This is a genomic window from Sphingobium sp. B8D3B, assembly GCF_025961875.1.
GTDB lineage: Bacteria > Pseudomonadota > Alphaproteobacteria > Sphingomonadales > Sphingomonadaceae > Sphingobium.
Genome location: NZ_JAOQON010000001.1, coordinates 1593353 through 1618083, shown reverse-complemented (window position 1 = coordinate 1618083; position 24731 = coordinate 1593353). Strand labels below are relative to the sequence as shown.

Sequence of the window (24731 nt, the reverse complement as noted above, 5' to 3'; positions counted from 1 at the left end):
GTGCCGGCGATCAGCCGTCCGCGGAGCGCTTTGACCGCAGTACCTGGGAGCGCAACCGGCTCGTTGCCTCGATCGCGTTGTTCGCGGGGCTGGGCGTATTGCTGGCTTTGCCGTTCGTGCTTCGCGCCGGCGGTGCTTTCTTTCTTCCCCTCACGGTCGCGCTGGTGATCGCGATCTGCCTCGTGCCCTTCCTCGAGTGGCTCGAGCGGCGGCGCATCCCGTCGCCGCTGGCCGCGCTGATCGCGCTCGTGTCCTTCCTGTTCGCTGTGAATGCCGCGCTGGTGCTCATCGTGGTGCCGGCGGTCGACTGGATCGCGCAGCTTCCCGAGCGGATCGGCCAGATCAAGACGACGCTGGAGCCGGTCATCCGCCTCTATACCGAGGCGCAGGGTTTCATTGACGGCCTGCTCAAGCTGGTCACGGAAACCCGCAGGGCGCCGACGGTGCCCGGCGAGGTGCCGCGCCCCGGCTCGCTACTGGACATGCTGACCACCGCCGCGCCGAGCGTTGTCATCAATGTCGTGTTCGGGCTGCTGGTGATCTTCTTCTTCCTCTCGGGCTGGACGCGCATGCGCCGGCGGACGATTCAGGGGCGGGGCAGCTTCTCGGGCGCGCTGACCATCGCACGGGTGATCCAGAACGTCGTCGATGCCACCTCGCGCTACGTGCTCACCATCGCGCTCATCAACGTGCTGCTCGGATTCACCGTCGCCATCGCGCTCAGCCTGTTCGGGATGCCCACGCCGTTCATGTGGGGCGGATTCGTCGCGCTGCTCAACTTCATTCCCTATTTCGGCCCCTTCGTGGCGGCGATCCTGCTGGCGATGGGCGGGCTGATGACCTTTTCCACGGTCGGCTGGGCGCTGATGCCAGCGATCATCATGACCGGGCTGCATCTTATCGAGGCGAATGTCGTGACGCCGCTGGTGCTCGGCGAGCGCCTGAAGCTCAGTCCGCTGATGATTCTCGTCTCGCTGAGCTTCTGGACGTGGGTGTGGGGCACGGCAGGCGCGCTGCTGGCGGTGCCGCTGTTGATCATCATCCAGACGGTGCTGGCGGCAGCCGGTAAGCCGGATATCGCCGGTTTCCTGTTCGAGTCCGGAACGCTCACCAGCGTGCCATCGGACCCGCAGGAAGAATATCGCAATTGATCGCGCGAAGCGTGTTGACAGGGCCGGCGCCCTCTTATACCTGCGCCCTCCTCAGCCAAGCGCGGGTGTAGCTCAGTTGGTTAGAGTGCCGGCCTGTCACGCCGGAGGTCGCGGGTTCGAGCCCCGTCACTCGCGCCATTTTCTTCAATGAAGAGAATGGCATCGCGCTGGCTTCCCCCTCCTGAACGGAGCGGGACAAGCCTCTATAAAATGGATTTGGAACTGGCGCTCAGGCGCGCCAGCGGCCTGTCTCCATCCACACCAGGATGGGCCGGGTCGGGAAGATCCAGATGATCCCCACGATCACATAGAAGACGAGTTGAAGGGCGCCGGGCCAGCGCGCGATCTGCTCCGAGAAGGAGCCGATGATGGCGGCCCAGACGGCGATGATGCCGAGGATGGCAAACATGCCCGCCGGCTTGCGCCAGCTCGGTTGCGGCGCCTCGTTCACGCGGCCTCTCCCTTGATGACGCTCTGCTCGGTGAACAGCATGTGCAGGGGCACGTCCCACGGCTGGATGGGCAGCGCATCGACCATCTGGCAGCTCCACGCCATGCCGATTCGCAGCGCGTTGGGCAGCTTGGCGAAAGCGCGGTCATAATAGCCCGCACCATGGCCGATGCGATTGAGCGCGGGATCGAACCCGACGAGCGGCGTCAGCACCACGTCCGGCGTGACCGTGGCGGCTTGCGGGGCCGGCTGGGGGATGCGGAGCTGGCCCGGCACCAATATGTCGTCCGGCGACCAGTCGGCAAATTCCATGTCCTCGGCGGTGGTCTTGCCGAGCCGGGGCAGGCACAGCTTGAAGCCGCGCTCGTGGAGGAAGTCTATCAGCGCTTCGGTGGGCGCTTCCGAGCCCATGGCCCGATAGATGGCGACCCGCGAGCCCGGCGGCATGCGGGCAAGCACGGGGGAAGGGAGAACCCGGAAGGCCAGCGTGCGCACCGAAGGCGGCAGGCCAGCGACAAAGGCGGAGCGCCGGGCGAGCAAAGAGGAGCGCAGCTTGGCGCGATCAGTATCGGTCATTCTTTGGGTCCTGTCCGAGATGCCGGCGGGGTGACGGGACCGCCATGGCCGTTTGCCGGAAAATCCTCTGACGCCTCAACGTCAGGTGGGGACCATGTAGTTCGGACCTGGGTCCGGCCAGGGACAGCCCCCTTGGATGTGATTATCGCCTCAGGGATGTTCGCTAATGCGCGCACCGGGCAGTACCCGTCCCGCCTTACTTAGGCGTTGGACAGCTGGGCTGCAAGGCTGTCGCCCAAGGCTTCGATCCGCTGGGCCAACGCATCGAGCGCGTCCAGCGTTGCGGATTCGTCCTCCGGTTCGGCGGGCGGTGGTGGCGCGGCTGCCGGGGCAGGCGCCTTGTCGGTGAGGGAATCGGCCAGCAGCAGTCCTGCGAACAGCAGTTGTCGCACCTCGGTCAGCCCGGGACTGCCGCTGCTGACCTGCTGGACCCGCTCGGACATCAATGCGGCCAGCTCGTGCAGACGCGCTTCCTCGCCATCCCGGCAATGCACCGCATACTGCCGACCGCCGACCATGATTCGTACTTCTGCCATAGATCAGGCTTCGCTCCTGGCCTTTTGAAGATCGCCAATGAGCGCATCGAGCGATTTCAGCGCTGCAATCGCCTTGTCGCGCGAGAAGGGGTCGATGTCCACCGGCGGGCCATCGTCCTCGATGCTGCCGGCCGCGAGCTGCGCCTCGATTTCCTGCGCACGCGCCTCGGTCAATTCCCGCGCCAGTCCCTCGGCGCGCGTCACGGCGCGTTCCAGCCGCTCGATCGCCTGCATCATCGCCTTGCTTGCCATGAGCGAACCCTTATCACGCTCCCGAGCGAATGCAAAAACTCGTTGCGCAGCTGCGGATTGAGCGTGACGGCGCCAGAATCACCCTGCCTTTGAGGCTGTGGGGCGCCCCGCAGGTTGACGCTCGGGCCGCTAGACGACATGGAGACCGCGCGGCGACTCATGGCCCGTTCTCTCGGCGCCGGCGCGGCCGTTCATCGACCATCTTCGGTCCTTGATCGCTCTGGAGCAACACGCCTGCGGGCCAGATAAAGAAGAAGGGGCGCTCGCCCATGTCAGTCACCGAAAAGCGGCTCGCCGACGCCATTCGCGTCCTTTCCATGGACGGCGTGCAGGCCGCCAATAGCGGCCACCCAGGCATGCCGATGGGCATGGCCGATGTCGCGACGGTGCTCTTCAAGGATTATCTGAAGTTCGATCCGGCAGCGCCGGGCTGGCACGACCGCGACCGCTTCGTGCTCTCGGCTGGCCATGGCTCCATGCTGATCTATGCGCTGCTGCACCTGTCCGGCTATGCCAGGCCGACGATGGCGGACATTCGCAACTTCCGTCAGATGGGCAGCCCTTGCGCCGGCCACCCCGAGAATTTCGAGCTGGCGGGCGTTGAAGCCACCACCGGTCCGCTGGGTCAGGGCCTGGCCATGGCCGTCGGCATGGCAATGGCCGAGCGGCATCTCAATGCGACCTTCGGCGATCCGCTGGTCGATCACCGCACCTGGGTGATCGCGGGCGACGGCTGCCTGATGGAAGGCATCAATCACGAAGCAATTGGTCTTGCCGGTCATCTGGGCCTCGGGCGCCTGAATGTGCTGTGGGACGATAACAAGATCACTATCGACGGCGCTGTCAGCCTCTCCTCCAGCGAGGATGTCCTGGCCCGTTACGCCGCGACAGGCTGGCATGTCACGGCCTGCGATGGCCATGACTTCGGCGACATTCGCCGCGCGATGGATGAAGCGATGGCGGATCCGCGCCCCTCGCTCATCGCCTGCCGCACCCGCATCGGCCAGGGCGCGCCCAACAAGGCCGGCTCGCACAAGGTGCACGGATCGCCGCTGGGCGAGGACGAAATCACCGCGACCCGCGAGGCGCTGGGCTGGGATCTGCCGCCGTTCGAGCTGCCCGATGATGTGAAGGCTGCATGGGCAGAAACCGGCACGCGCGGCAAGAAGGCTCATGCCGATTGGCAGGGGCGCCTTGCAAGCCATTCTGACAAGGATGAATTCGAGCGGCGCATGGCGGGCAAGCTGCCGGCCGGCTTCTCCATCCAGTCCTATCTGGACGGCCTGATCGCTGAGCCCAAGAAGGTCGCGACGCGCAAGGCGAGCGAGATGGCGCTCGACGCGATCAACGTGCAGCTGCCCGAGATGTTCGGCGGCTCGGCGGACCTGACCGGATCCAACCTGACCCAGTCCAAGGATCAGAAGGTCGCGTTCAGCCGCGACGATTACAGCGGTCGCTATGTCTATTACGGCATCCGCGAGTTCGGCATGTCGGCCGCGATGAACGGCATCGCGCTGCATGGCGGCATGATTCCCTATGGCGGCACCTTCCTCGTCTTCTCCGATTATGCGCGCAATGCCATCCGCATGTCCGCGCTGCAGCAGTTGCGCGTCGTCTATGTGATGACGCATGACAGCATTGGCCTGGGCGAAGATGGCCCCACCCACCAGCCTATTGAGCATGTGATGTCGCTGCGGATGATCCCCAATCTGGAGGTCTTCCGTCCCGCCGACACCATCGAGACAGCCGAGTGCTGGGCGCTTGCGTTGCAGCAGGATTCCACGCCGTCCTTGCTGGCGCTCAGCCGCCAGAATCTGCCGCAATTGCGCACCGACGCTTCGGAAAATCTCTGTGCCAAGGGGGCCTACACCCTCGTGACCAGCGGGACCGCGCCCAAGGTGGTGCTGATCGCCACGGGATCGGAAGTGGAGATCGCCGTGAACGCCGCCAAGCTGCTGGAAGCGCAGGGGGTCGCCACCAATGTCGTCTCCATGCCCAGCATGTCGCGCTTCCTGGCGCAGGAAGAGGGCTACCGGGCTTCGGTGCTGCCGCAGGGCGCGCTGCGTGTCTCGATCGAGGCCGGCACCACCTTCGGCTGGGCGACGATTACGGGAACCGATGGCATCAATATCGGTATCGACAGCTTCGGCCTCTCGGCGCCGGCGCAGGAAATTTACGATCATTTCGGGCTGAACGCCCAGAGTGTCGCGGCACGGGTTTCCGCCGCGCTGGTTTGACTTTGAGCTAAGGAGTGCAGGACATGGCGATCAAGGTAGCAATCAACGGGTTCGGACGGATCGGGCGCCTCGTCGCGCGCGCGCTGCTGGAGCGCACCGATCATGATTTCGAGCTGGTCGCGATCAACGACCTGGGCGATGCCAAGTCGAACGCGCTGCTGTTCAAGCGGGACAGCGTGCATGGCAACTGGAAGGGCGAGGTCTCGGTCGATGGCGACAGCCTCGTCGTGGACGGCAAGCGCATCAAGGTGACGGCGGAGCGTGACCCCGCCAATCTGCCGCACGCCGAGCTCGGCGTGGTGATCGCGCTCGAATGCACCGGCATCTTCGCGGAAAAGGCCAAGGCCAGCGCGCACCTGACCGCCGGCGCCAAGCGCGTCGTCATTTCCGCACCGGCCACGGGCGTCGACAAGACCATCGTGTTCGGCGTGAACCACGATGCGCTGACCGCCGACGACATCGTCATCTCCAACGCGAGCTGCACCACCAACTGCCTCGCGCCGCTCGCCAAGGTGCTGAACGACGCGGTCGGCATCGAGAGCGGCTTCATGACGACGATCCACAGCTACACCAACGATCAGAACACGCTGGACCAGATCCACAAGGACATGCGCCGCGCCCGTGCCGCTGCGCTCTCCATGATCCCGACCACGACGGGCGCCGCCCGCGCCGTGGGCGAGGTCCTGCCTGAGCTGAAGGGCAAGCTGGACGGCTCTTCGGTGCGCGTGCCGACGCCGAACGTGTCGGTCGTCGACCTCAAGTTCATCGCCAAGCGCGACACGACCAAGGAAGAGGTCAACAGCCTGCTCAAGGCTGCTGCCGACAACGGCCCGCTCAAGGGCGTGCTGGGCTATTCGGATGAGCCGCTGGTCTCCATCGACTATAATGGCGATCCGCGCAGCTCGACGGTCGACAGCCTCGAGACGGCGGTCATCGACGGCAAGCTCGTGCGCGTGCTGAGCTGGTACGACAATGAGTGGGGCTTCTCGAACCGCATGATCGACACCAGCAAGGTTGTTGCTGGCCTGATCTGAGGATTGCGGAACACCGCTGACATTTCTTCGGGCCGGGCATGTTCACACACGCTCGGCCCGATTCACGCATGGGAGAGTGACGACGTGGCCAAACCCTTCAAGACGCTGGACGACATGGGCGATATCGCCGGCAAGGCCGTGCTGGTCCGCGAGGATCTGAACGTGCCGATGTTGGAAGGGTCGGTGAGCGACGACACACGCCTGCGGGCTGCGGTGCCGACGCTGCTGGAACTGGCGGACCGGGGCGCGAAAGTGCTGATCCTCGCGCATTTCGGTCGCCCCAAGGGCCAGAAGTCGCCCGATCTCTCGCTCAGCCTCGTCACGCGCGGGCTGAGCCAGGTGCTGGGCCGCGACGTGCAGTTCATTCCTGACTGCCAGGGCGAAGCGGCGGCTGCCGGCATCGCGGTGATGCGCGGTGGCGACATCGCCATATTGGAAAACACCCGCTTCCATGCGGGCGAGGAGAAGAATGATCCGGCGCTCGCCGATGCTATGGCCGCGCTGGGTGACATGTACGTCAACGACGCCTTTTCAGCTGCTCATCGCGCGCACTGCTCGACCGAGGGCCTTGCGCATCGCCTGCCGTCCTTTGCCGGCCGCTCGATGGAGAAGGAGCTGGACGCGCTTGAGGCTGCGCTGGGCCAGCCGGAAAAGCCGGTTGCGGCGGTCGTGGGCGGCGCCAAGGTTTCGACCAAGCTCGCCGTGCTGGAGAACCTTGTCGCCAAGGTCGATCATCTGATCATCGGCGGTGGCATGGCCAACACCTTCCTCGCGGCGCGCGGCGTCGACGTGAAGAAGTCGCTCTGCGAGCATGATCTAGTCGATACGGCCAATGAGATTTTCGAGAAGGCCGAAGCAGCGGGCTGCACCCTACACCTGCCCTATGACGTCGCCGTCGCGACCGAATTTGCGGCCAATCCGGCCAGCTACCGCGTGTGCAACGTGAACGAGCTGGCCGATGGCGAAATGATCCTCGACGTGGGACCGGCGGCCGTCGAGGCGCTGGCGGACGTTCTCAAGACCTGCAAGACCCTGGTGTGGAACGGCCCGCTCGGCGCGTTCGAGCTGACGCCCTTCGACACGGCCACCGTTGCGCTGGCCCGCACCGCCGCGGCGCTGACGGCGGAAGGCTCGCTGGTGTCGGTTGCCGGTGGCGGCGATACGGTCGCTGCCCTCAATCACGCTGGCGTGGCTGCGGATTTCTCGTTCGTTTCGACCGCAGGCGGCGCCTTCCTGGAGTGGATGGAAGGCAAAGAACTGCCGGGCGTCGCGGCGCTTTATCGCCACTGATCGCATTTGCCCGGTCAACCATGCCAAAGACATGGTTGACCGGCTTGCAATTTCTCCCGGATGCCCGGAAGAGCCGGGGGACGGGGACGAACCGCCGATTTTGGCACTAACTTCAAGAACAGGACAGGATGATGCAGGACTCCGACATGACCGAGAAGATTGCCAAGGGGCAGGGCTTCATTGCCGCGCTCGACCAGAGCGGCGGTTCCACGCCCAAGGCGCTGAAGGGCTACGGCATCGAAGAAAACGCCTATTCGGGCGATGAAGAGATGTTCGGCCTGATCCACCAGATGCGTAGCCGCATCATCACCTCGCCCGCCTTCACCGGCGAGAAGGTGCTGGGCGCCATCCTGTTCGAGAAGACCATGGACGGCACCGTGGACGGCAAGCCGACGCCGGCCGCGCTCATCGAACGCGGCGTCGTGCCGTTCATCAAGATCGACAAGGGCCTGGAAGACGAGGCCAATGGCGTGCAGATGATGAAGCCGATGCCGGAACTGGACGCGCTGCTCAAGCGTGCCAAGAGCCTCGGCGTGTTCGGCACCAAGGAGCGCTCGGTCGTCAATCTCGCCAACCGCGAGGGGATTGCCGCCATCGTCGAGCAGCAGTTCGAGATTGGCCAGCAGGTGCTCGCAGCGGGCCTGATGCCAATCATCGAGCCGGAAGTGAACATCAAGAGCGCCGAGCGGGCGCAGGCCGACCAGATCCTGCTGGAGGAAATCCTCAAGGCGCTGGATGCACTGCCCGAGGGTCAGCAGGTGATGCTCAAGCTCTCGATTCCCGAGAAGGCCGGCCTGTTCGGTCCGCTGGTCGATCATCCCAAGGTGCTGCGCGTCGTGGCGCTCTCGGGCGGCTACAAGCGTCCCGAGGCGTGCGCCGAACTCGCGAAGAATCGCGGCATGATCGCCAGCTTCAGCCGGGCTCTGCTGGAAGATCTGCGTCACCAGATGAGCGATGAGGAGTTCAACGCCTCGCTCGCCAGCGCGATCGACGAGATCTACGAAGCCTCGACGGACAAGGTCGCGGCCTGACGCGCACGACGGGGCGGCGCCCAATTGCGCCGCCTGCGGTCTCCACCCGATGACAGAGGAAGGGCGGCTCCCTATCTTGGGCGAGCTGCCCTTTTTCATCTGGAGGATGACCATGACCGCGACGACGACTGCATTGGACGAAATTCCGCTCAAGACCATCAAGGGCGATGATGCGTCGCTGGGCGATTACGCCGGCAAGGTGCTGCTGATCGTCAACGTGGCGTCCAAATGCGGCCTCACCCCGCAATATGAGGGGCTGGAAGCGCTCTATCGCAAATATAAGGACGATGGCCTGGTCGTGCTGGGCTTTCCCGCCAATGACTTTGCGGGGCAGGAGCCGGGCTCTAACGAGGAGATCGAGAGCTTCTGCACGACTAATTTCGGCGTGGACTTCCCCATGTTCGAGAAGGTGGTCGCCACCGGGCCGGACAAGCACCCGCTGTTCGCGGCCCTGACGCAGGCGCAGCCGGAGGCGCGCAACGATGGCGCGTTTCGCGAGCGTCTCAAGAACGGCAACCGCACGCCGAATGATCCGCCGGAACTGCTCTGGAATTTCGAGAAATTCCTCGTCGGGCGCGATGGCACGGTGCTCGCGCGCTTCTCGCCGGATACCAAGCCGGACGATGGCGACCTCGTCGCTGCGATCGAGGCGGCCTTGTCGGGTTCCGCTGCCGCCGGTTGACCGCGCGGCCACCGGGCTTATGGGGGCGGAATGACCGAGACCACACAGGCGCTCAGCCTTCCGCCCTGCCAGCTCTACCTGATCTCCCCGCCGGTGATCGGCGAGGATTTCGCCGCTCGCCTTGCCGAGGCGCTGGACTGCGGCAATGTCGCCGCGTTTCAGCTTCGCCTCAAGGGCGTGAGCGAGGAAGAAGTCGCGCGGCTGGCCGAGCCGCTCCAGCGCCTCTGCGCAGAGCGGGATGTCGCCTTCATCGTCAATGACAGCGTCGCGCTGGCCCAGCGCCTTGGCGCCGATGGCGTTCATCTGGGCCAGGGGGACGGGGATCCTCGCGAGGCCCGGCGCGTGCTCGGCCCGTCCGCTCAGATCGGCGTGACCTGTCATGACAGCCGCCACATGGCGATGGAAGCCGGCGAGGCCGGGGCTGATTATGTCGCGTTCGGGGCCTTTTATCCGACCACCACCAAGGAAGTCAGCCACCATGCGGAACCGGACCTGCTGCGCTGGTGGTCGTCGATCTTTGAAATTCCCTGTGTCGCTATCGGCGGCATCACTGCCGACAATGCAGAGCCGTTGGTCGAGGCTGGCGCCGATTTTCTCGCGGTGAGTGGCGCGGTGTGGAACCACCCTGATGGGCCGCGCGCCGGTGTTGCCGCCTTCGCGAAAGTGCTTGGGTGATCCTGACACGCGGGCTTTCCGCCCTTGGCATCGCGGCCCTGTGTGTGGCGGCGGGGCTAATGGGTGCGCCCGCTGCGGCCGGTGAACCGACCGAGACCGCTCAGGTCGTTCTCCCATCAAGCCTGCCGATTGCGCGCGATGGCTGGGTGACTGACGCCGCGGCGCTGTTCACGCCCGATCAGCGGCACCAGATCGAGCGCCGGCTGGTAGGGCTGCAGGCCGCGACCGGGCGGGAGGCCATCGTCGTCACGGTGCCGTCCCTCGATGGGCAGGACATTGCCGGCTATGCAAGCGAGCTTGGCGATCGCTGGGCCGTGGGTGCGCCGGGGGCGGAGGGGATCGTGATCCTGCTCGCGCCGAGGGAACAGCTGGTCCGCATCGCGGTCGGGCAGGGCCTTGCCGCCGCCATTCCGGACGATGACTGCCAGGCGATCATCGACACGGCCATGCTGCCACAGTTTCGCAACGGGCTTTTCGCGGCCGGGCTGGTCGCCGGAATCGCCGAGCTGGAAGGCCGGCTCTAACGACGTCGGGATCAGGCGTCGCCGACGACCATGTCCCGGGTCGGTTCGCCCGAATGCTTGAGCATGTCTGCGATGAAGCTCTGCATGTTGTGCAGGGACTCATCGTAATTCTTGTCGATCACCGACATGCGGACAAGCAACCCGTCGGCAAGATAGCCGGCGATATTGGCCTTGGTCATCGCGATGCGCTGCATCAGCCAGCTTTGCGGGAAGTCGGAACCGATGCGCGTCCAGTACAGGATGTTCTCGTTGCGCGAGCCGAGCACTGCTGTCACCGACCGAGCCGGAATGACTGTCTGATGGCCGGCGACATCGACCGGAAGACTGATGGGTTCGCTATGCTCGATCGCGAAGCCCCCAGCATAATAGCAGATTTCGGGGCGGTGGAGCTGGACGTTGTTCAACTGCTTGCTGTTGTAAGCCGCCAGGAACATCACGCCCACGCCCTTGGAATTGACGTAGGTACGCGTGAGAATGTGTTGATAGAGCTTGTTGGCAAGGTCGCTCTCGGGCGGCAACACGAGCTCGCTGACCGGGAGCGTCTTCCAATCGCCGAACGCCTTGGGGAACAGGGCCTCGAACTGCTTGTCGGACAGATCACGATAGCGCTGTTGCGGCTCGCGCGCGACGGCAAGGCCGCTGACGGCCAGCATGGCGCCGCCCATGAGGAGATGGCGACGGCTAAGTGTGCCCGGGGTAGGCTCGCTCTCTACCGCAACTGAATTTACGTCGTCCGCTGCCACTGCACTCTCATTCCTTGGCTCTGTCGCGCAGAATAGCAGCTAAGAGCGGATTTCCAAACTGCAAGCGCCATAGCGGCAAATTCCTGCCAAAGCCTTTCTGCACCGGCCTCTCCAAGCGTCCATCGCAGGTCCGGATGCCTGCCTTCTTGTCTTAACCGGCGGATTTCGTTAAGGAGCCGCTGTTCCGGCGCGGTTGTCCAACTGCCCGGGCGCCCTGACAGTCCTGGATTTTCACTGTCCAAGGATAGACGCTGGTCGGCGAGGTTTCGCCCACCGGCGCTTTGCGCGTTGCGGCGTTTTGGTTGGTTTTTCAGCGGCTTTGGCCGCAATGAGGTGGTGATGTTCGACAGTCTGAGCGATCGGCTCGGTGGGGTGTTCGAGAAGCTTCGGGGACGCGGTGCGCTGACCGAGGCGGACGTGCGCGCTGCCATGCGCGAGGTCCGAATCGCCCTGCTGGAAGCCGACGTCGCCTTGCCGGTCGTGCGCGCGTTCGTCGACAAAGCAACCGAGCGCGCGGTGGGGTCGGACGTTCTGCGTTCGGTTACGCCGGGGCAGATGGTCGTCAAGATCGTCTCCGACACGCTGACCGAGACATTGGGCGCCGAGACCAGCGAGCTGCTGATCGACGTGACGCCGCCGGCCGTCATCATGATGGTCGGCCTGCAGGGCTCGGGCAAGACGACGAGCACGGCCAAGCTCGCCAAGCGCCTCAAGGAAAAAGAGCGCAAGAAGGTGCTGATGGCGTCGCTCGACGTCAATCGCCCGGCGGCGCAGGAGCAGCTCGCCGTCCTCGGCACGCAGACCGATGTCGCGACGCTGCCGATCGTGCCCGGTCAGCAGCCGGTGGATATTGCCCGCCGCGCGCTCCAGTCCGCGAAGCTGCAGGGCTTCGACGTGCTGATGCTGGACACGGCCGGCCGACTGCATGTCGATCAGGCGTTGATGGACGAGATGAAGGCGGTCGCGGACGTGGCCACGCCGGCAGAAATCCTGCTGGTCGTCGACAGCCTGACCGGTCAGGATGCCGTCAACGTCGCCAAGAGCTTTACCGAGCAGGTGCCGCTCACCGGCGTGGTGCTGACCCGCATGGATGGCGATGCGCGCGGTGGTGCGGCGCTCTCGATGCGTGCCGTCACGGGCCAGCCGATCAAGTTCGCGGGCACTGGCGAGAAGCTGGATGCCATCGAGCCGTTCCACCCCGCGCGGGTGGCGCAGCGCATCCTTGGTATGGGCGACGTCGTCAGCCTGGTCGAGCGCGCGGCGGAATCGATCCAGCAGGAAGATGCCGACAAGCTGGCCAAGCGCATGGCCGCCGGCAAGTTCGATCTCAACGATCTGCGCGCCCAGCTCAGCCAGATGCAGCGCATGGGCGGTCTCGGCATGCTGGCCGGCATGATCCCCGGCCTCAAAAAGGCGCAGGCACAAATGACCAATGCCGGCGTCAACGACAAGACGCTGGTTCACCTCGATGCACTCATCGGCTCGATGACGCTCAAGGAGCGCGAGCGCCCGGAACTGCTCAACGCCAAGCGCAAGATTCGCGTGGCCAAGGGCGCTGGGCTTCAGGTGCAGGACGTCAACCGTCTCCTCAAGATGCACAAGGAGATGGAAACCGCCATGAAGAAGATCAAGAAAATGGGCGGTCTCAAGGGACTGGCCAAGATGTTCGCGGGCGGCGGTGGCGGCGGCGGGCTGGGCGGTTTGCTCGGCGGTGGTGGCGGTACGTCGGGAGCCGGGCAAGGCGATCTCAGCGCCCTCAAGGGCCTTCCGGGGATGCCGGACATGCCTAAGCTTCCGCCGGGTTTTCAGAATTTTCTCAAGAAGTAACGTAACGAATTTCAGGTTCAGAGTTCAGTAGAAAGGTAAGGTAAGTTACAGATGGCAACCAGCATTCGCCTGTCGCGCGGTGGCTCCAAGAAGCGCCCCTATTACAAGATCGTGGTGACGGACAGCCGCTCGCCGCGCGATGGACGCTTCATCGAGCGCATCGGCAGCTACAACCCGCTGCTCGCCAAGGATGACGAGAAGCGCGTCGTGCTCGACACCGAGCGCGCCAAGCACTGGGTGAGCGTCGGCGCCCAGCCGACCGACCGTGTCGCCCGCTTCCTCGATGCCGCAGGCGTCAAGGAGCGCGCCGCGCGCAACAACCCCAACAAGGCAGAGCCGGGCCAGAAGGCTAAGGACCGCGCCGAGGACAAGGCCACCAAGCTGGCCGAGGCCGAGGAAGCCCGCAAGGCTGCGGAAGAAGCCGCCAATGCTCCGGCTGAAGAGCCGGCTGCTGAAGCACCCGCCGAGGAAGCACCCGCTGCCGAGGCTGCCGCTGAAGAGCAGGCCGAGGGCTGATTTTGCCCGTGGATCGTCCCGTCACGCTCGCGGCTGTCATCGGCGCGCATGGCGTGACGGGGGAAGTGCGTCTCAAGCTCTTCGGCGATGGGCCGGAGAGCTTGAAGCGCTACAAGAGCTTCGAGGCGGGCGGTCGCACCCTCACGCTCAAGACGGTGCGCGATGGCTCAAATGGCGCCGTCGCGCGCTTTGCGGAAATTACCGATCGCAATGCCGCCGAAGCCTTGCGCGGCGCGGAACTCACCGTTCCGCGCTCGGCGCTGCCCCCACTCGAACCCGGCGAATATTATCATGTCGATTTGATCGGCCTGCCATGCGTTGCCGAATCGGCTGAAGCGGTGGGCACGGTCGTGGCTGTCGAGAATTTCGGGGCCGGTGACGTCATCGAAATCGAGAAGCCCGGCGGAAAACGGTTCATGGTGCCCATGCAGCCGGAAGCGGTGCTCGACTGGAACGAGGAAAGACTTGTCCTGAGCAGCCTTTTCCTTGCAGACTGACAGGACATTCCGCTTCGGCGAATGAGGACGGGCCTCTTGCTTGCCCACATGGATCGGTCTCCATCGATCACCTCCAAGAGCGCAGGGCCGCATGAACGCGATTGTTTTGGACAATGAGGGTATTGGCTGCTTGCCCGCGCCGGATTGTCCGTTGTGCGGCGAATCGGGCACTCAGCACTATCGCGATCTGCGCGATCCGATGTTCGGCGCGCCGGGACGCTGGGGGCTGAGGATCTGTCGCAACTCGCACTGCGGCTCGGGGTGGATCGACCCCATGCCCACGCCGCAGAGCCTGGCGACGCTCTATCAATCCTACCATACCCATGACCAGGCACCGGTGATCGTGGCGCCGGAGGGGGCCGCCTCGCATGCGCCGGCTTTGCGCTATCGGCTTCTGGGCCTGCTGCCCTGGTGGAAGCATCATTATCAGTCGGGCCTTAATTACTTCGGGCACCGCACGCCCGGCGTCATGCTGGATGTCGGCTGCGGGTCCGGTGGTTTCCTGCGGTCCATTGTCGAGGCGGGCTGGAGCGCCGTCGGCATCGACTTCGATGAGCAGGCGGTCGCCGTGGCGTCGCAGGTGCGCGGCGCACAGGTCTTCGCGACCGATATTTTCGATCCGCGATTCGATGGGAAAAGGTTCGACGGCATCCTGCTCGACAATGTCATCGAGCATGTGCCCGAGCCGGGTCGCACGATCGCGCGGTGCAGTGAATTGCTCGCACCCGGCGGGCGGCTGGTGATGATCACGCCGAATGTCGACGCGCTCGGGCACCGCCATTTTGGCGAACATTGGCGGGGGCTGGAAACGCCCCGGCATCTGCATCTGTTCACCAGGCGCGCTCTGAAAAAGCTGGCGGTCAGCAATGGCCTGCGGTCCGCCAAGGTTTTTGCCAAGCCCAGCTCGCGGCAGTTCAATTTCATGGTGGGCGCGTCGGAAGAGATCATGCGGACGCGGGGGCTGCGCACAAGGCGCTGGCCGATTGCGAAGCGTCTCCTGCGAGTCAAGTCGCTCCTCTCGGCGCTTCTGGGCGGCGGGGAGGCCGAATTTCTGGTGTGCATCGCCGATCGTCCCGCACGTCCCAAATCCCGCTGATCGCCTTTAAATCATGACCTTCACCGCACAGATCCTCACTTTGTATCCGGAGATGTTTCCCGGGCCGCTCGGCATTTCGCTTGCCGGTCGGGCGCTGGGGGAGGGGGCGTGGTCCTGCGCACCCATTCAGATCCGCGACTTCGCGACGGACAAGCACAAGAGCGTGGACGATACGCCGGCAGGCGGCGGGGCAGGCATGGTGCTGCGCGCCGATGTGCTGGCACGCGCTGTCGATCATGCGCTGGATGCGCGCCCGGACCTGCCGGTGCTTGCGATGACGCCGCGCGGCAAGCCGATCACGCAGGCGCGGGTTCGTACGCTGGCCGAGGGGCCGGGCGCCACGATTCTGTGCGGGCGCTTCGAGGGCTTTGACGAACGCCTGTTCGAAGGGCGGCCGATCGAACAGGTGTCGATGGGCGACATCATCCTCTCGGGCGGAGAAATCGGCGCTTTCATGCTGCTGGATGCTTGCATTCGGCTGCTTCCCGGCGTAATGGGCGCGGCTTCTAGCGGTGTCGAGGAGTCGTTCGAGAACGGCCTCCTTGAATATCCGCAATATACCCGACCCCAAGAGTGGGAAGGGCGTATGATCCCTGAAGTGTTGCGATCGGGGGATCATGCGAAGATCGCCGCCTGGCGGAAACAACGGGCGGAGGATGACACACGGTTACGCAGGCCGGACCTCTGGGAGCGTTACAGGAACGCTCGGGACTGACCTGCCTCTGGCGCGCGACGCAGACGAAGGAAGACAGGACAGATGAACCTGCTGCAGACCATCGAGGCGGAAAACATTGCCGCCATCTCCAAGGATATTCCGGATTTCCGTCCGGGCGACACGCTGCGCGTGGGCGTGAAGGTCGTCGAAGGCGACCGCACCCGCGTTCAGAACTTCGAGGGCGTGTGCATCGCGCGCTCGAACAAGGGCATGGGCTCCAACTTCACCGTGCGCAAGATCAGCTTCGGTGAGGGCGTTGAGCGCGTGTTCCCGCTTTACTCGCCGAACGTGGACAGCGTCACGGTCGTCCGCAAGGGCGTCGTGCGTCGCGCCAAGCTCTATTATCTGCGTGGCCGCACCGGCAAGCGTGCGCGTATCGCCGAGCGTCGCGACACCCGCGAAGAGGCATAAGCCTTATGGGCGCGGTGACGCGCCCAAAGCCATCAGGCGATGGCGAGCGATCATCCCGCGGGATGGTGTGAGCGGAGGCCCCAGGGCCTCCGTTTTCGTTTGTGGGATGATGGCATGGCGCTGCATTTGCGGCGGGCCGGGGAAAGTTCGCTTTCTATTCTCGCCAGGCGCCGCCATCATGCCCCGATGAGCCAAGCCGATGCAATCGCGCTGGAGAGCGTTGCCAAGAGTTTCGATGGCGGTCGGACCTTCGCCACGCACGATGTCGATCTGCACATTGGAGCGGGCAGCTTCGTGGCGCTCGTGGGCGCCTCCGGCTCTGGCAAGACGACGCTGCTCAAATGCATCAACCGGCTGATCGAGCCGGACCGCGGTATCGTCCGCATCCACGGCGAGCCGGTGAATGACCGGCCCGCTTATGAACTGCGGCGGGAGATCGGCTATGTGTTTCAGGGCATCGGCCTGTTTCCGCATCTGAGCGTCGCCGAGAATATCGGCCTGACGCCGCGCCTGCTCGGCTGGCCGGCGCAGGATATCGCCCGCCGCGTAGGGGAACTGCTGGCGCTGGTCGAGCTGCCCGAGGATTATGGCGTGCGCATGCCTGATGCGCTCTCGGGCGGTCAGCGGCAGCGGGTCGGGATCGCGCGAGCGCTGGCGGCAAGGCCCGGCATCTTGCTGATGGACGAGCCGTTCGGGGCGCTCGACCCCATCACCCGCGACACGCTCGGCCGCGCCTGCCGTCGCCTGCACGAGACGCTGGGCCTCACCACCGTGCTGGTGACCCATGACGTCTTCGAGGCCGTGCTGCTCGCCGACCGGATCGTCATGCTGGAGGGCGGCCGGATCATTGCCGACGATACCCCGCACCGGCTGCTGACCGATCCGCCCAATGGGGCCGTGCGCGCGCTGATGGCGATGCCGATGCGGCAGGCCGAACAGGTCCGGCGCCTGATCGCCGCCGGGCCGGACGGGACCGGCTGAGCGATGGACAGCTCCCTCTCCAGCGCGCTGCGCGTGCTCCCGGAATATCTGGGCTTTCATGTGCTGCTGAGCGCGGCCGCGCTGGGGCTGGGCATCCTGCTCGGCCTGCCGCTGGCCATCGCCGCAAGCCGCAGCGTGCGACTGCGCTGGCCGGTGCTCTCCTTCGTCAGCCTCGTGCAGACCATTCCGGGGCTGGCGCTGATGGCGCTGTTCTACCCCCTATTGCTGGCGCTCTCGCTGCTCTCTTTGCGGCTGACCGGGCAGGGCTTCTCGGCGCTCGGCTTCCTGCCGGCGCTGCTGGCGCTGACCCTTTACTCCATGCTGCCGATCGTGCGGAACATCGTCACCGGCATCACCACGCTCGATCCGGCGCTGATCGAGGCGGCGCATGGCGTCGGCATGACCGACCGGCAGCGCCTCTGGCAGGTGGAGATGCCGCTGGTCGCCCCGGTCGCCATGGCGGGGGTGCGGACCGCAGCCGTCTGGGTGATCGGCACCGCCACGCTGGCGACGCCGGTCGGGCAGACGAGCCTCGGCAATTATATCTTCTCCGGCCTCCAGACCGAGAATTGGGTGTGGGTGCTGTTCGGCTGCGGCGTCTCTGCGGCACTGGCGCTGGCCGTGGATCAACTGCTGGGCCTTATCGAGACGGGGATCGCCCGCCGCGCGCGCCGGCGCATCTGGGCGGGCGCGCTGATCCTGTGCCTCGGCATCGCCACGGCGGCGGCCAGCGTGTTCGCCCCGGCAACGAAGGGCGGTTACGTCATCGGCGCCAAGAATTTCACCGAGCAATATATCCTGGCCGATCTTATCGGCCAGCGGCTGGCGGATGAGGGCGGTACGGCCACCGTGCGCAGCGGGCTGGGATCGGCGGTGGTCTTCCGGGCACTCGCGCAGGGCGATGTGGACGTCTATGTCGATTATTCCGGCACGGTCTGGGCCAATGTGATGGGGCGTACCGATCAGCCGGGGCGCGCCGCGATGCTGGCGCAGATGGCGGAGTGGTTAAAGCGCGAACATGGCGTGACGCTGGTCGGTCCACTCGGCTTCGAGAATGCCTATGCGCTGGCGATGCGCGCCGACAAGGCGCAGCAGCTCGGCATCCGCTCGATTGCGGACCTCGCGCCCTACGCCCCGCGCTTTGTCATGGGCGGCGATTTCGAGTTCTTCACGCGGCCGGACTGGACGGCGCTGACCGAAGGCTATGGCCTGCGCTTCGCACGGACGCGTGAGTATCAATCCACCTTCATGTATCGCGCAGTGAAGGATGGGGATGTCGATGTGATCTCCGCCTTTTCAAGCGACGGGCGCATCGCGGCGGACAATCTGCGGGTGCTCGCTGACCCGCTGGAGCGCATCCCGCCCTATGACGCGATCGTGATGGTGGCGCCCGGCCGCGAGACGGATGCGCGGCTGATGGCGGCGCTCAAACCGCTGATCGGCGCCATTCCGGTCGAGCAGATGCGCGCGGCCAATCTGATGGTCGACCGCCCGGATCGTCCGGTTGCCCCGGCCGTCGCCGCCCGGTGGCTGATGGAGAGGAACGCAGGGCAGGGCGACCAATAATCGCGGCCCAATCATCGCCCGCCAATAATCGGAGGGCGGCCTACCTTTGCTCTTGGCCGGCTGCATCAAAACTGATAGCGGACCTTTCCACGCACCCGTAGCTCAGCTGGATAGAGCGTTGCCCTCCGAAGGCAAAGGCCACTGGTTCGAATCCAGTCGGGTGCACCAAAATCTCACAATTTTGATCGCTGCTTGTGGTGCAGCCTTTCGATCACCTTCTCACTTGAGAGTTCGCGTCGCGCGTCGCTGCCGATCCAGCGTGCGGTCTTGTCGTCCGATGCGGCGAGCTGCTCCGCGAGCGCCAGGGCCGGGTGGTGACAGGCGAGGTTGCGTTTGCCGATGTTGCGCAGCGCCCAGTTCACCGCCTTGCGCACATAGTTTCGCGCATCCTGTGCGTGGTGCGCGATCAGGGGCAGCGCGTCCATGAAGGTTGCATTCGGCTCGGCCTTGCGATGGACCGCCATGCCGGCGATCATGGCAAAGGCAGCGCGGCGGACGAACTCGCGCTCGTCGGCGGCGAACACGGGAATGAGCGCGTCAAGCCCGGCCTCCACGAACAGGTCGGCGGCAATGTCCACGATCTCCCAGGACTCGAAATCGTCCGCCCATGCGCGGGCTTGCCCCGCCGTCAGCCGCGCCGGCTCGGCGGTATAGATCGCCAGCACCCGCACATCGCGAATGCCAGTCTGCCACAAGGCCATCGCGCGTTCATGGTTAGGGCCGATCTGTTTGGCGATGCCCCGCAAAACCGGGTTGCTCAGCCCCAACGCATTATCGGTACGAATGCCGACCCGCTCCATGCCGGCAAGCACTGGCCCGGAGGCCATGCTTTGCATGGCGGTCACGATCTCCGGCACCGATGATGCTTGGGTGAGGCGGTCGGGCATAAGGTCAGATCCTGTATTGGGAACGTTGCGAGGTCGCATCTAGGCCGCCTGCTGCATTCGCTCTTTGATGTGGCGCAGGCGCATGTCCCGATCTGGTGCGGTCCTTTCCGCAGACGGCGTCATGGTTAACCAAATGTAATCATCCTGTCATTCGCACCTCCGATAGGCGGGCGACCTCCATGGGGGAGGGCATGATTCGGAGGTTGCCATGAAGATGATTTTCCTGCGCGCGGGCATTGCGATGTTCGCCTTTTCTGCTGCGTCTTCCCACGCGGCTGGCCTGCTCGACAACTATGTCGTCGGCTTCAGCAAAGCGATCGACACCAAGGAAGCCAGCGCCGTCGCTTATAATTGGGACACGCGCACGCTGATGGTCACCAATGACGAGGAAGAGGATGACGGTACGAACATCTGGGGCGAATATGATCTGAATGGCAACAAGACCGCCACCATCATCCTCTCCGGCTGCCTCTCGCTCGGCAGTTCGCAATGCGATGCCGAGGGCCTCGCTTATGTGGGCAACGGCCAATATGTCGTCGCCGAAGAGCGCTATCAGGATATCGCGCTGCTCAGCCAGACTGGCGTGGACGGCACAACCCGCACCTACACCGCCTATCCGGATGCGCCGACGATCAGCGTCGGCCCCGATGCCGGCAATAGCGGCCTGGAGGGCATTGCCTACAACAAGGTGACCGGCGACTTTTTCGGCGTGAAGGAACGCAGCCCCGAGACGATCTGGAAGATCTCCGGCGCCAATTTCGGTACGGAGACGGCGACGGTCACCGAGCTGTTCGATATTGCGGCGCTGCCGGGCCTCGATCGGCTTTCCGACATCGCGGTGCTCTCCAACGGCATCTTCTCCGCGACGCCGTTCGGCGATAATCTGCTCATCCTCAGCGGCCGCTCATTCAACCTGCTCGAGGTGACGCAGGCCGGCCAGGTCGTGAGCAGCTATGATCTCTCCGGCTTCAAGTCGCTGGTCGACCCGGCCAACCAAGGCGGCAAGTTCGAGGGCCTGACCCTCGATGACGCCGGCAACATCTACCTTGTGAGCGACGATGGTGACGGGCCCAACCAGTCCTATCTGGTGAAGCTCAGCTATGCCGGATCGGTGCCGGAGCCGGCGACCTGGGCGATGATGCTGGGCGGCTTCGCGCTGATCGGCAGCACCATGCGGCGGCGCAAGGTGGCGCTCGCTTTCAGCTGACGGCGTAGGAACGGGCGTCGCGGGCAGACCGCGGCGCCCACTCAGATCAGAGGGGGACTTCCCCCTCGTCGCTGCCGTTCCAATAATGGATGCGACGGGCGCGGACTTGGATCATGACGAGATCCGGCGTGTCGATGCCCTGCTCGAACCAGCGTTCGAGATCCTTGTTCCAATGTTCGGCAAAGCGCGCCTTGTCGCGGATCAGCTCCGCGCGACCCTCGACGGCGATGAACAGCGGGGGGCCGCCCAGCAGCCCGACCGCGCCGGTGAAGGTGAGGCCGACCTCGGGATCGCGCTCGATATCGGCGATGGTGCGCGCCGCCTCATAGGTGAAGAAGAAGCTGTCGCCGCGCCAGGCGACTTCGCCATTGTTGCTCATCGGCCGGCTGGCCAGCGCGCCGCCCTCCGTGCGCGTGGAGAGCATCCCGAAATCGATCTTGCCCATCTTCTCGGACAGGTCATCGAGCGTCATGTCAGCCATTAAGGGCCTCCTGAAGAAGCCGGACGAGAGCGTCCGGTCTCCTCCAACGGATCATGATGGCTTAAGGTTGCGTCGGGTCGCCTGACGCCGATCTTCAGGGCTTCTTGAACGTCCAGCGGCCGGCCGGACTCTCGGGATCGAACTTGACCAGCGCCGGCGTAGTACCGCCGATGGCAACGAGCGCGCGCGCTTCGCCCGTGCCTGGCGTGGCCTTCGGCATGATCCGGTAAGTGCCGTCGGTGAGCTGGTCGATCTGCCAGAGCTGCTCGGGCGCGCCGGTGAAGGTCGGCACCGCTTCCACCTCACCTGTGGCCGTCGCCGCAAGCGCCCGTTGCGTGCCGGAAATGACGATCTTGTAATAAGGCGCACCCATTACGCCGCCGGCGCCCGGCACGGGGGCGACCGTCCAAAGCTGCTGGGGGCGGACCATATAGTCGCCCAGATCGACGGGCACGGCTCCGGCCGGCCAGCCGGGTTCGACCTGCCCCAAGGTCTGGTCGGGTACGTTGACAGGCGGTGTGCCGGGCGGGGCGAAGAAGCTGCGGCGGGCGTCAAAATCGATCCGCACGAAGTCGGCGGCAAGCTGGAGGGCATAGCCGCTACGCTCGGCCTCGATCTCATAGGTGCCCTCGGCGATATTGTCGCCCGCGACGGGCCAGCCATCCTTCCACAGCAGGGGGCGGATGCCGAGCACGCTGCGGCCCCGGTTCATATCGATCTCATAGTGCATCGAGAACTTCTCGACCCCTTCGCCCAGGTCGATCAGCCCGAAGTGACCGGGGCCGATGTCCCGTCCGCGCGCGTTGACGACCATCTTGCCGCCCCCCTTGAGCAGCGGAATGCCCATATGATCCACATAAGGCCCGAGCGGATCGCGCGAGCGGCCGACGCGGATGTGGTAGGTGGAATTGGGGCCGTCACAGCAGGTCCCGTGCGTGCCAAGAAGATAATACCAGCCATCGCGGTGGAGCAGGGCGGTCGCTTCCATGTCGATGGCGATATCGACAGCCTTGTTGCCGGCCTTGCGCGCGCCGGTGGCGGGGTCCAGCTCGATCATCTGGATCGCGCCGAAATAGGTGCCGTAGCTCAGCCATAGGCGGCCATCGACATAGAGGAAGGCTGGATCGATGGCGTCGAGATTCTCCTTGCCGTCGCTGGAGGCGACTATGCCCACCTCATGATAGCCAAAGTCCGGCGAGGCGGGATCGAGGGATTTGGTCCACATCATCTTCACGTCGCTGGCATGGCCGCCGGACATGCCGCCGCCGCCCACGGCATAGGACACATAATAGCGATCGCCGATCTTGATGACATCCGGCGCCACGCCGCCGCCCGGCCGATTGCCCCCGCTGCGCCACGTCCAGCCATCTTCGGACACGAGGCCGCCCTGACCGGTGCCGAAGGTGTAATATTTGCCGTCCGAATAAGTGATGGTGGACGGATCGTGGATATAGGGCTCGCCTGCAAGCTGCGCGCTGGCGGGACTCTGGAGCAGGAGAGCAAGGGCGAGGCCAGTGGCTGCGATGGTGCGGTTCATGCGATCACCTCGGTCAGGCGAAGGGAAGGAGGAAGGGGCTGCTGGGCTGGAGCGCTTGGCTCGTTCAAAGCGTGGTCACCGCGAGATCGGTGATGCCGCGTCCGGCTTCATCGATGAAGCGGACGCAATAGTCGCTCAGGCCCGGCCCGTTGATGACCGCGCCGCGAATGATGTTGCGCCCCTTTTTCAGGGTGATGCGGCGCGAGACCACATCGTCCATCACCATGCGGCGATCGTTGAACAGGACGGCCGTCTCCACCCCATTCACCCACCACATGGAGGCCGAGTTTGAGCCCACGGCCATGCGCACCTCCATGTCGCGCGGGCTGTCCACGACCGTCGCGACATGGAAGATCACGCCATATTTGGTTTTGCCCAGCGACTGGGCGAAATTGAACAGCTTCACGTCGAACGCGCTTGAATCGAGTGCATGCCAGGCGAGCGTCTGCCCTTCCACGGTCACTGTTTCACCCGCGCGTGGCAGGCCGCTGGTCTGAGTGGGGAAGGGATAGGCGGTCAGCGTCTTGCGCACATAGCTGCCGGTAAACACCGTGTTGGTGCGGTTGGGCTTGGTCATCGGCTCCAGGATGAGCCAGCGGCGGATGAACCCGTCCGCATCCGGCCTGGCCGGGGCGCGTCCGGCAGGCGTGAAATAGGGCGCGAGCGTGCCGGCGCTCTCCGCCGCACTTGCGACACCCTGCAGGGTGCCCAGCAGGACCAGCGGGGCGAGGCAGCAACGCACATGGGATATGGCCTTGGACGCGATCATGGTCATTCCTTCAAGGGCGGGCTGCGGCGTGCGCAGCCCGCAAGAGACCTGCGGGGCAGGTCAGGACGGTTTCAGCAGCCCGTGCATGTCCAGCCATGCCATGAAGGCATCCAGCCAACCGGTGCTGGTCGTGCCCTCCTTGCCAAGGCCAAAGCCATGGCCGCCGCGCTCGTAAAGATGGAATTCGACCGGTTTGCCGGCCTCCTGCCAGGCATCGAGCAGGCCGAAGCCCTTTTTGGCAAACAGGGGATCATCCGAGGCGATGACGCCGAACAGCGGCGGCGCGTTGGCGGGTACGGTCACCCGCTCCATCGAGCCGTAGATTGGCGCGATGAACGCCAGGTCGAGATCGGGACGGGCGAGGGTCGTGACCATCGTCGTCATGGCCCCGGCGGAAAAGCCCATCATGCCGACGCGCTTGGGATCGATGCCCCACTCTGCGGACCTCGCGCGCACCAGCGTGATCGCGGCGACGGCATCGGCGATCTGCTCCGGCAGGCCGGCCACGGCTTCGTCGGGGCTGGACCGCGTCTCCGCCCGGCCGACATTGGCGAAGGCAGCGCGCAACTGGCGGTCGAAATCGGCGAGCGCGGGCGGCGTGGGCCGCAGGCGATATTTGAGCACGAAAGCCGTGATGCCCCGGTCTGCCAGCGCCCGGGCGACCCGCCAGCCTTCATTCTCCATGGAGAGTAGCAGGAAGGCGCCCCCCGGCGCGACGATGACCGCGGTGCCATTGGCCTTGCCCGGTGCCGGCAGCACCGGTGTAAGCGTCGCGGTGGAGACATTGCGGGCCATCGGCACGCCATATTGCCGGAACCAGCTTTCGGGCGCCGTGGCGCCCTTGACCGGGCCGGTGCCGAGCGGAATGGCGCCCGGCTCGGCCGGCGCGGGAATGGCGGTAACGGTCGCATCCTGCGCGGCGGCAGGTGACAGGGCGGCCAGAGCCAAAGCAGACAGCACGGCGTGAACGGACGCATGACGAATCGAGATGTTCAAGACTTTCCTCCCCGGTTCAGTGCGGTCGATAGGCCGACTGCCTGCCTACTCCTCGATACGACAT

General features: G+C 65.1%; 27 protein-coding genes and 2 tRNA genes. 19 read left to right on the top strand and 10 right to left on the bottom strand.

Going from position 1 to position 24731, the window contains the following annotated elements:
* The first annotated feature begins 71 nt into the window (after positions 1-71).
* Positions 72-1151, top strand: a complete 1080-nt coding sequence (locus M2343_RS07555; protein WP_264577523.1) for an AI-2E family transporter — start codon at positions 72-74, stop codon at positions 1149-1151.
* A gap of 61 nt (positions 1152-1212) precedes the next feature.
* Positions 1213-1289 (top strand) — tRNA-Asp (locus M2343_RS07550).
* A gap of 91 nt (positions 1290-1380) precedes the next feature.
* On the opposite strand, the gene M2343_RS07545 is transcribed toward M2343_RS07550, so the two are convergent.
* The 4 genes from M2343_RS07545 to M2343_RS07530 form a co-directional block, all read right to left on the bottom strand.
* Positions 1381-1602, bottom strand: coding sequence for a DUF2842 domain-containing protein (locus tag M2343_RS07545; protein ID WP_264576176.1), 222 nt, complete (start codon positions 1600-1602; stop codon positions 1381-1383).
* Positions 1599-2177 carry a 5-formyltetrahydrofolate cyclo-ligase gene (locus tag M2343_RS07540; RefSeq protein WP_264576175.1) on the bottom strand — a complete coding sequence of 193 codons (579 nt, stop codon included), beginning with the start codon at positions 2175-2177 and terminating at the stop codon, positions 1599-1601. The genes M2343_RS07545 and M2343_RS07540 overlap by 4 nt, the downstream gene beginning before the upstream one ends.
* A gap of 200 nt (positions 2178-2377) precedes the next feature.
* A complete protein-coding gene (locus M2343_RS07535) occupies positions 2378-2713 on the bottom strand; it encodes a cell division protein ZapA (protein WP_264569845.1) in 336 nt (111 codons plus the stop codon).
* A 3-nt stretch (positions 2714-2716) separates the two neighbouring features.
* Complete coding sequence (locus tag M2343_RS07530) at positions 2717-2965, bottom strand: hypothetical protein (protein ID WP_181559167.1); 249 nt, start codon at positions 2963-2965, stop codon at positions 2717-2719.
* Between the two features lie 269 nt (positions 2966-3234).
* Here M2343_RS07530 and tkt point away from each other — a divergent pair, with 269 nt between their 5' ends.
* The 7 genes from tkt to M2343_RS07495 all read left to right on the top strand — a co-directional run bounded on the left by tkt (position 3235) and on the right by M2343_RS07495 (position 10438).
* Positions 3235-5202: a transketolase gene (tkt, locus tag M2343_RS07525; RefSeq protein WP_264576174.1), complete on the top strand. Its 1968-nt coding sequence runs from the start codon at positions 3235-3237 to the stop codon at positions 5200-5202.
* Positions 5203-5225: 23 nt separating this feature from the next.
* Complete coding sequence (gene gap / locus M2343_RS07520) at positions 5226-6236, top strand: type I glyceraldehyde-3-phosphate dehydrogenase (protein WP_264576173.1); 1011 nt, start codon at positions 5226-5228, stop codon at positions 6234-6236.
* A gap of 84 nt (positions 6237-6320) precedes the next feature.
* Entirely contained in the window at positions 6321-7526 is a 1206-nt protein-coding gene (locus tag M2343_RS07515) for a phosphoglycerate kinase (RefSeq protein ID WP_264576172.1), read from the top strand.
* Between the two features lie 131 nt (positions 7527-7657).
* Positions 7658-8557, top strand: coding sequence for a fructose bisphosphate aldolase (locus M2343_RS07510; RefSeq protein ID WP_264577522.1), 900 nt, complete (start codon positions 7658-7660; stop codon positions 8555-8557).
* Positions 8558-8669: 112 nt separating this feature from the next.
* Positions 8670-9239, top strand: coding sequence for a glutathione peroxidase (locus M2343_RS07505; protein WP_264576171.1), 570 nt, complete (start codon positions 8670-8672; stop codon positions 9237-9239).
* A 30-nt stretch (positions 9240-9269) separates the two neighbouring features.
* The gene (gene thiE, locus M2343_RS07500) at positions 9270-9914 is read left to right on the top strand and encodes a thiamine phosphate synthase (RefSeq protein WP_264576170.1); all 645 of its coding nucleotides are present in this window, start codon (positions 9270-9272) and stop codon (positions 9912-9914) included.
* Positions 9911-10438, top strand: coding sequence for a TPM domain-containing protein (locus tag M2343_RS07495; RefSeq protein WP_264576169.1), 528 nt, complete (start codon positions 9911-9913; stop codon positions 10436-10438). Before thiE ends, M2343_RS07495 begins: the two co-directional genes overlap by 4 nt.
* A gap of 11 nt (positions 10439-10449) precedes the next feature.
* On the opposite strand, the gene epsI is transcribed toward M2343_RS07495, so the two are convergent.
* A complete protein-coding gene (gene epsI, locus M2343_RS07490; RefSeq protein ID WP_264605452.1) occupies positions 10450-11181 on the bottom strand; it encodes an exosortase-associated protein EpsI, V-type in 732 nt (243 codons plus the stop codon).
* Between the two features lie 339 nt (positions 11182-11520).
* Here epsI and ffh point away from each other — a divergent pair, with 339 nt between their 5' ends.
* The 9 genes from ffh (at position 11521) to M2343_RS07445 (ending at position 18958) form a co-directional block, all read left to right on the top strand.
* The gene (gene ffh / locus M2343_RS07485; RefSeq protein WP_264576168.1) at positions 11521-13008 is read left to right on the top strand and encodes a signal recognition particle protein; all 1488 of its coding nucleotides are present in this window, start codon (positions 11521-11523) and stop codon (positions 13006-13008) included.
* 51 nt (positions 13009-13059) lie between these two features.
* Positions 13060-13524: a 30S ribosomal protein S16 gene (gene rpsP / locus M2343_RS07480; RefSeq protein ID WP_264574806.1), complete on the top strand. Its 465-nt coding sequence runs from the start codon at positions 13060-13062 to the stop codon at positions 13522-13524.
* A gap of 2 nt (positions 13525-13526) precedes the next feature.
* Positions 13527-14021, top strand: a complete 495-nt coding sequence (rimM, locus tag M2343_RS07475) for a ribosome maturation factor RimM (RefSeq protein WP_264576167.1) — start codon at positions 13527-13529, stop codon at positions 14019-14021.
* 91 nt (positions 14022-14112) lie between these two features.
* A complete protein-coding gene (locus tag M2343_RS07470; protein ID WP_264576166.1) occupies positions 14113-15117 on the top strand; it encodes a class I SAM-dependent methyltransferase in 1005 nt (334 codons plus the stop codon).
* A 13-nt stretch (positions 15118-15130) separates the two neighbouring features.
* On the top strand, positions 15131-15832 hold the full coding sequence (trmD, locus tag M2343_RS07465; RefSeq protein ID WP_264576165.1) for a tRNA (guanosine(37)-N1)-methyltransferase TrmD: 702 nt from the start codon (positions 15131-15133) through the stop codon (positions 15830-15832).
* 42 nt (positions 15833-15874) lie between these two features.
* Complete coding sequence (rplS, locus tag M2343_RS07460) at positions 15875-16243, top strand: 50S ribosomal protein L19 (protein ID WP_181559181.1); 369 nt, start codon at positions 15875-15877, stop codon at positions 16241-16243.
* Positions 16244-16429: 186 nt separating this feature from the next.
* Positions 16430-17224, top strand: a complete 795-nt coding sequence (locus tag M2343_RS07455; protein WP_264576164.1) for an ATP-binding cassette domain-containing protein — start codon at positions 16430-16432, stop codon at positions 17222-17224.
* Positions 17225-17227: 3 nt separating this feature from the next.
* Positions 17228-18790 carry a glycine betaine ABC transporter substrate-binding protein gene (locus M2343_RS07450; protein WP_264576163.1) on the top strand — a complete coding sequence of 521 codons (1563 nt, stop codon included), beginning with the start codon at positions 17228-17230 and terminating at the stop codon, positions 18788-18790.
* Between the two features lie 91 nt (positions 18791-18881).
* Positions 18882-18958, top strand: a tRNA-Arg gene (locus tag M2343_RS07445).
* Between the two features lie 5 nt (positions 18959-18963).
* On the opposite strand, the gene M2343_RS07440 is transcribed toward M2343_RS07445, so the two are convergent.
* On the bottom strand, positions 18964-19626 hold the full coding sequence (locus tag M2343_RS07440) for a DNA alkylation repair protein (RefSeq protein WP_264577521.1): 663 nt from the start codon (positions 19624-19626) through the stop codon (positions 18964-18966).
* Positions 19627-19885: 259 nt separating this feature from the next.
* Here M2343_RS07440 and M2343_RS07435 point away from each other — a divergent pair, with 259 nt between their 5' ends.
* A complete protein-coding gene (locus M2343_RS07435) occupies positions 19886-20884 on the top strand; it encodes an SdiA-regulated domain-containing protein (protein ID WP_264576162.1) in 999 nt (332 codons plus the stop codon).
* Positions 20885-20930: 46 nt separating this feature from the next.
* Here the strand turns inward: M2343_RS07435 and M2343_RS07430 are convergent, their stop codons facing one another.
* The 4 genes from M2343_RS07430 to M2343_RS07415 all read right to left on the bottom strand — a co-directional run bounded on the left by M2343_RS07430 (position 20931) and on the right by M2343_RS07415 (position 24667).
* Positions 20931-21365 (bottom strand): pyridoxamine 5'-phosphate oxidase family protein, encoded by a 435-nt coding sequence (locus M2343_RS07430; RefSeq protein WP_181559185.1) that lies wholly within the window; start codon positions 21363-21365, stop codon positions 20931-20933.
* A 94-nt stretch (positions 21366-21459) separates the two neighbouring features.
* Complete coding sequence (locus M2343_RS07425) at positions 21460-22902, bottom strand: family 43 glycosylhydrolase (RefSeq protein ID WP_264576161.1); 1443 nt, start codon at positions 22900-22902, stop codon at positions 21460-21462.
* 64 nt (positions 22903-22966) lie between these two features.
* Positions 22967-23671, bottom strand: coding sequence for an acetylxylan esterase (locus tag M2343_RS07420; RefSeq protein WP_264576160.1), 705 nt, complete (start codon positions 23669-23671; stop codon positions 22967-22969).
* A 60-nt stretch (positions 23672-23731) separates the two neighbouring features.
* A complete protein-coding gene (locus M2343_RS07415) occupies positions 23732-24667 on the bottom strand; it encodes an alpha/beta hydrolase (protein ID WP_264576159.1) in 936 nt (311 codons plus the stop codon).
* Between the last annotated feature and the right edge of the window lie 64 nt (positions 24668-24731).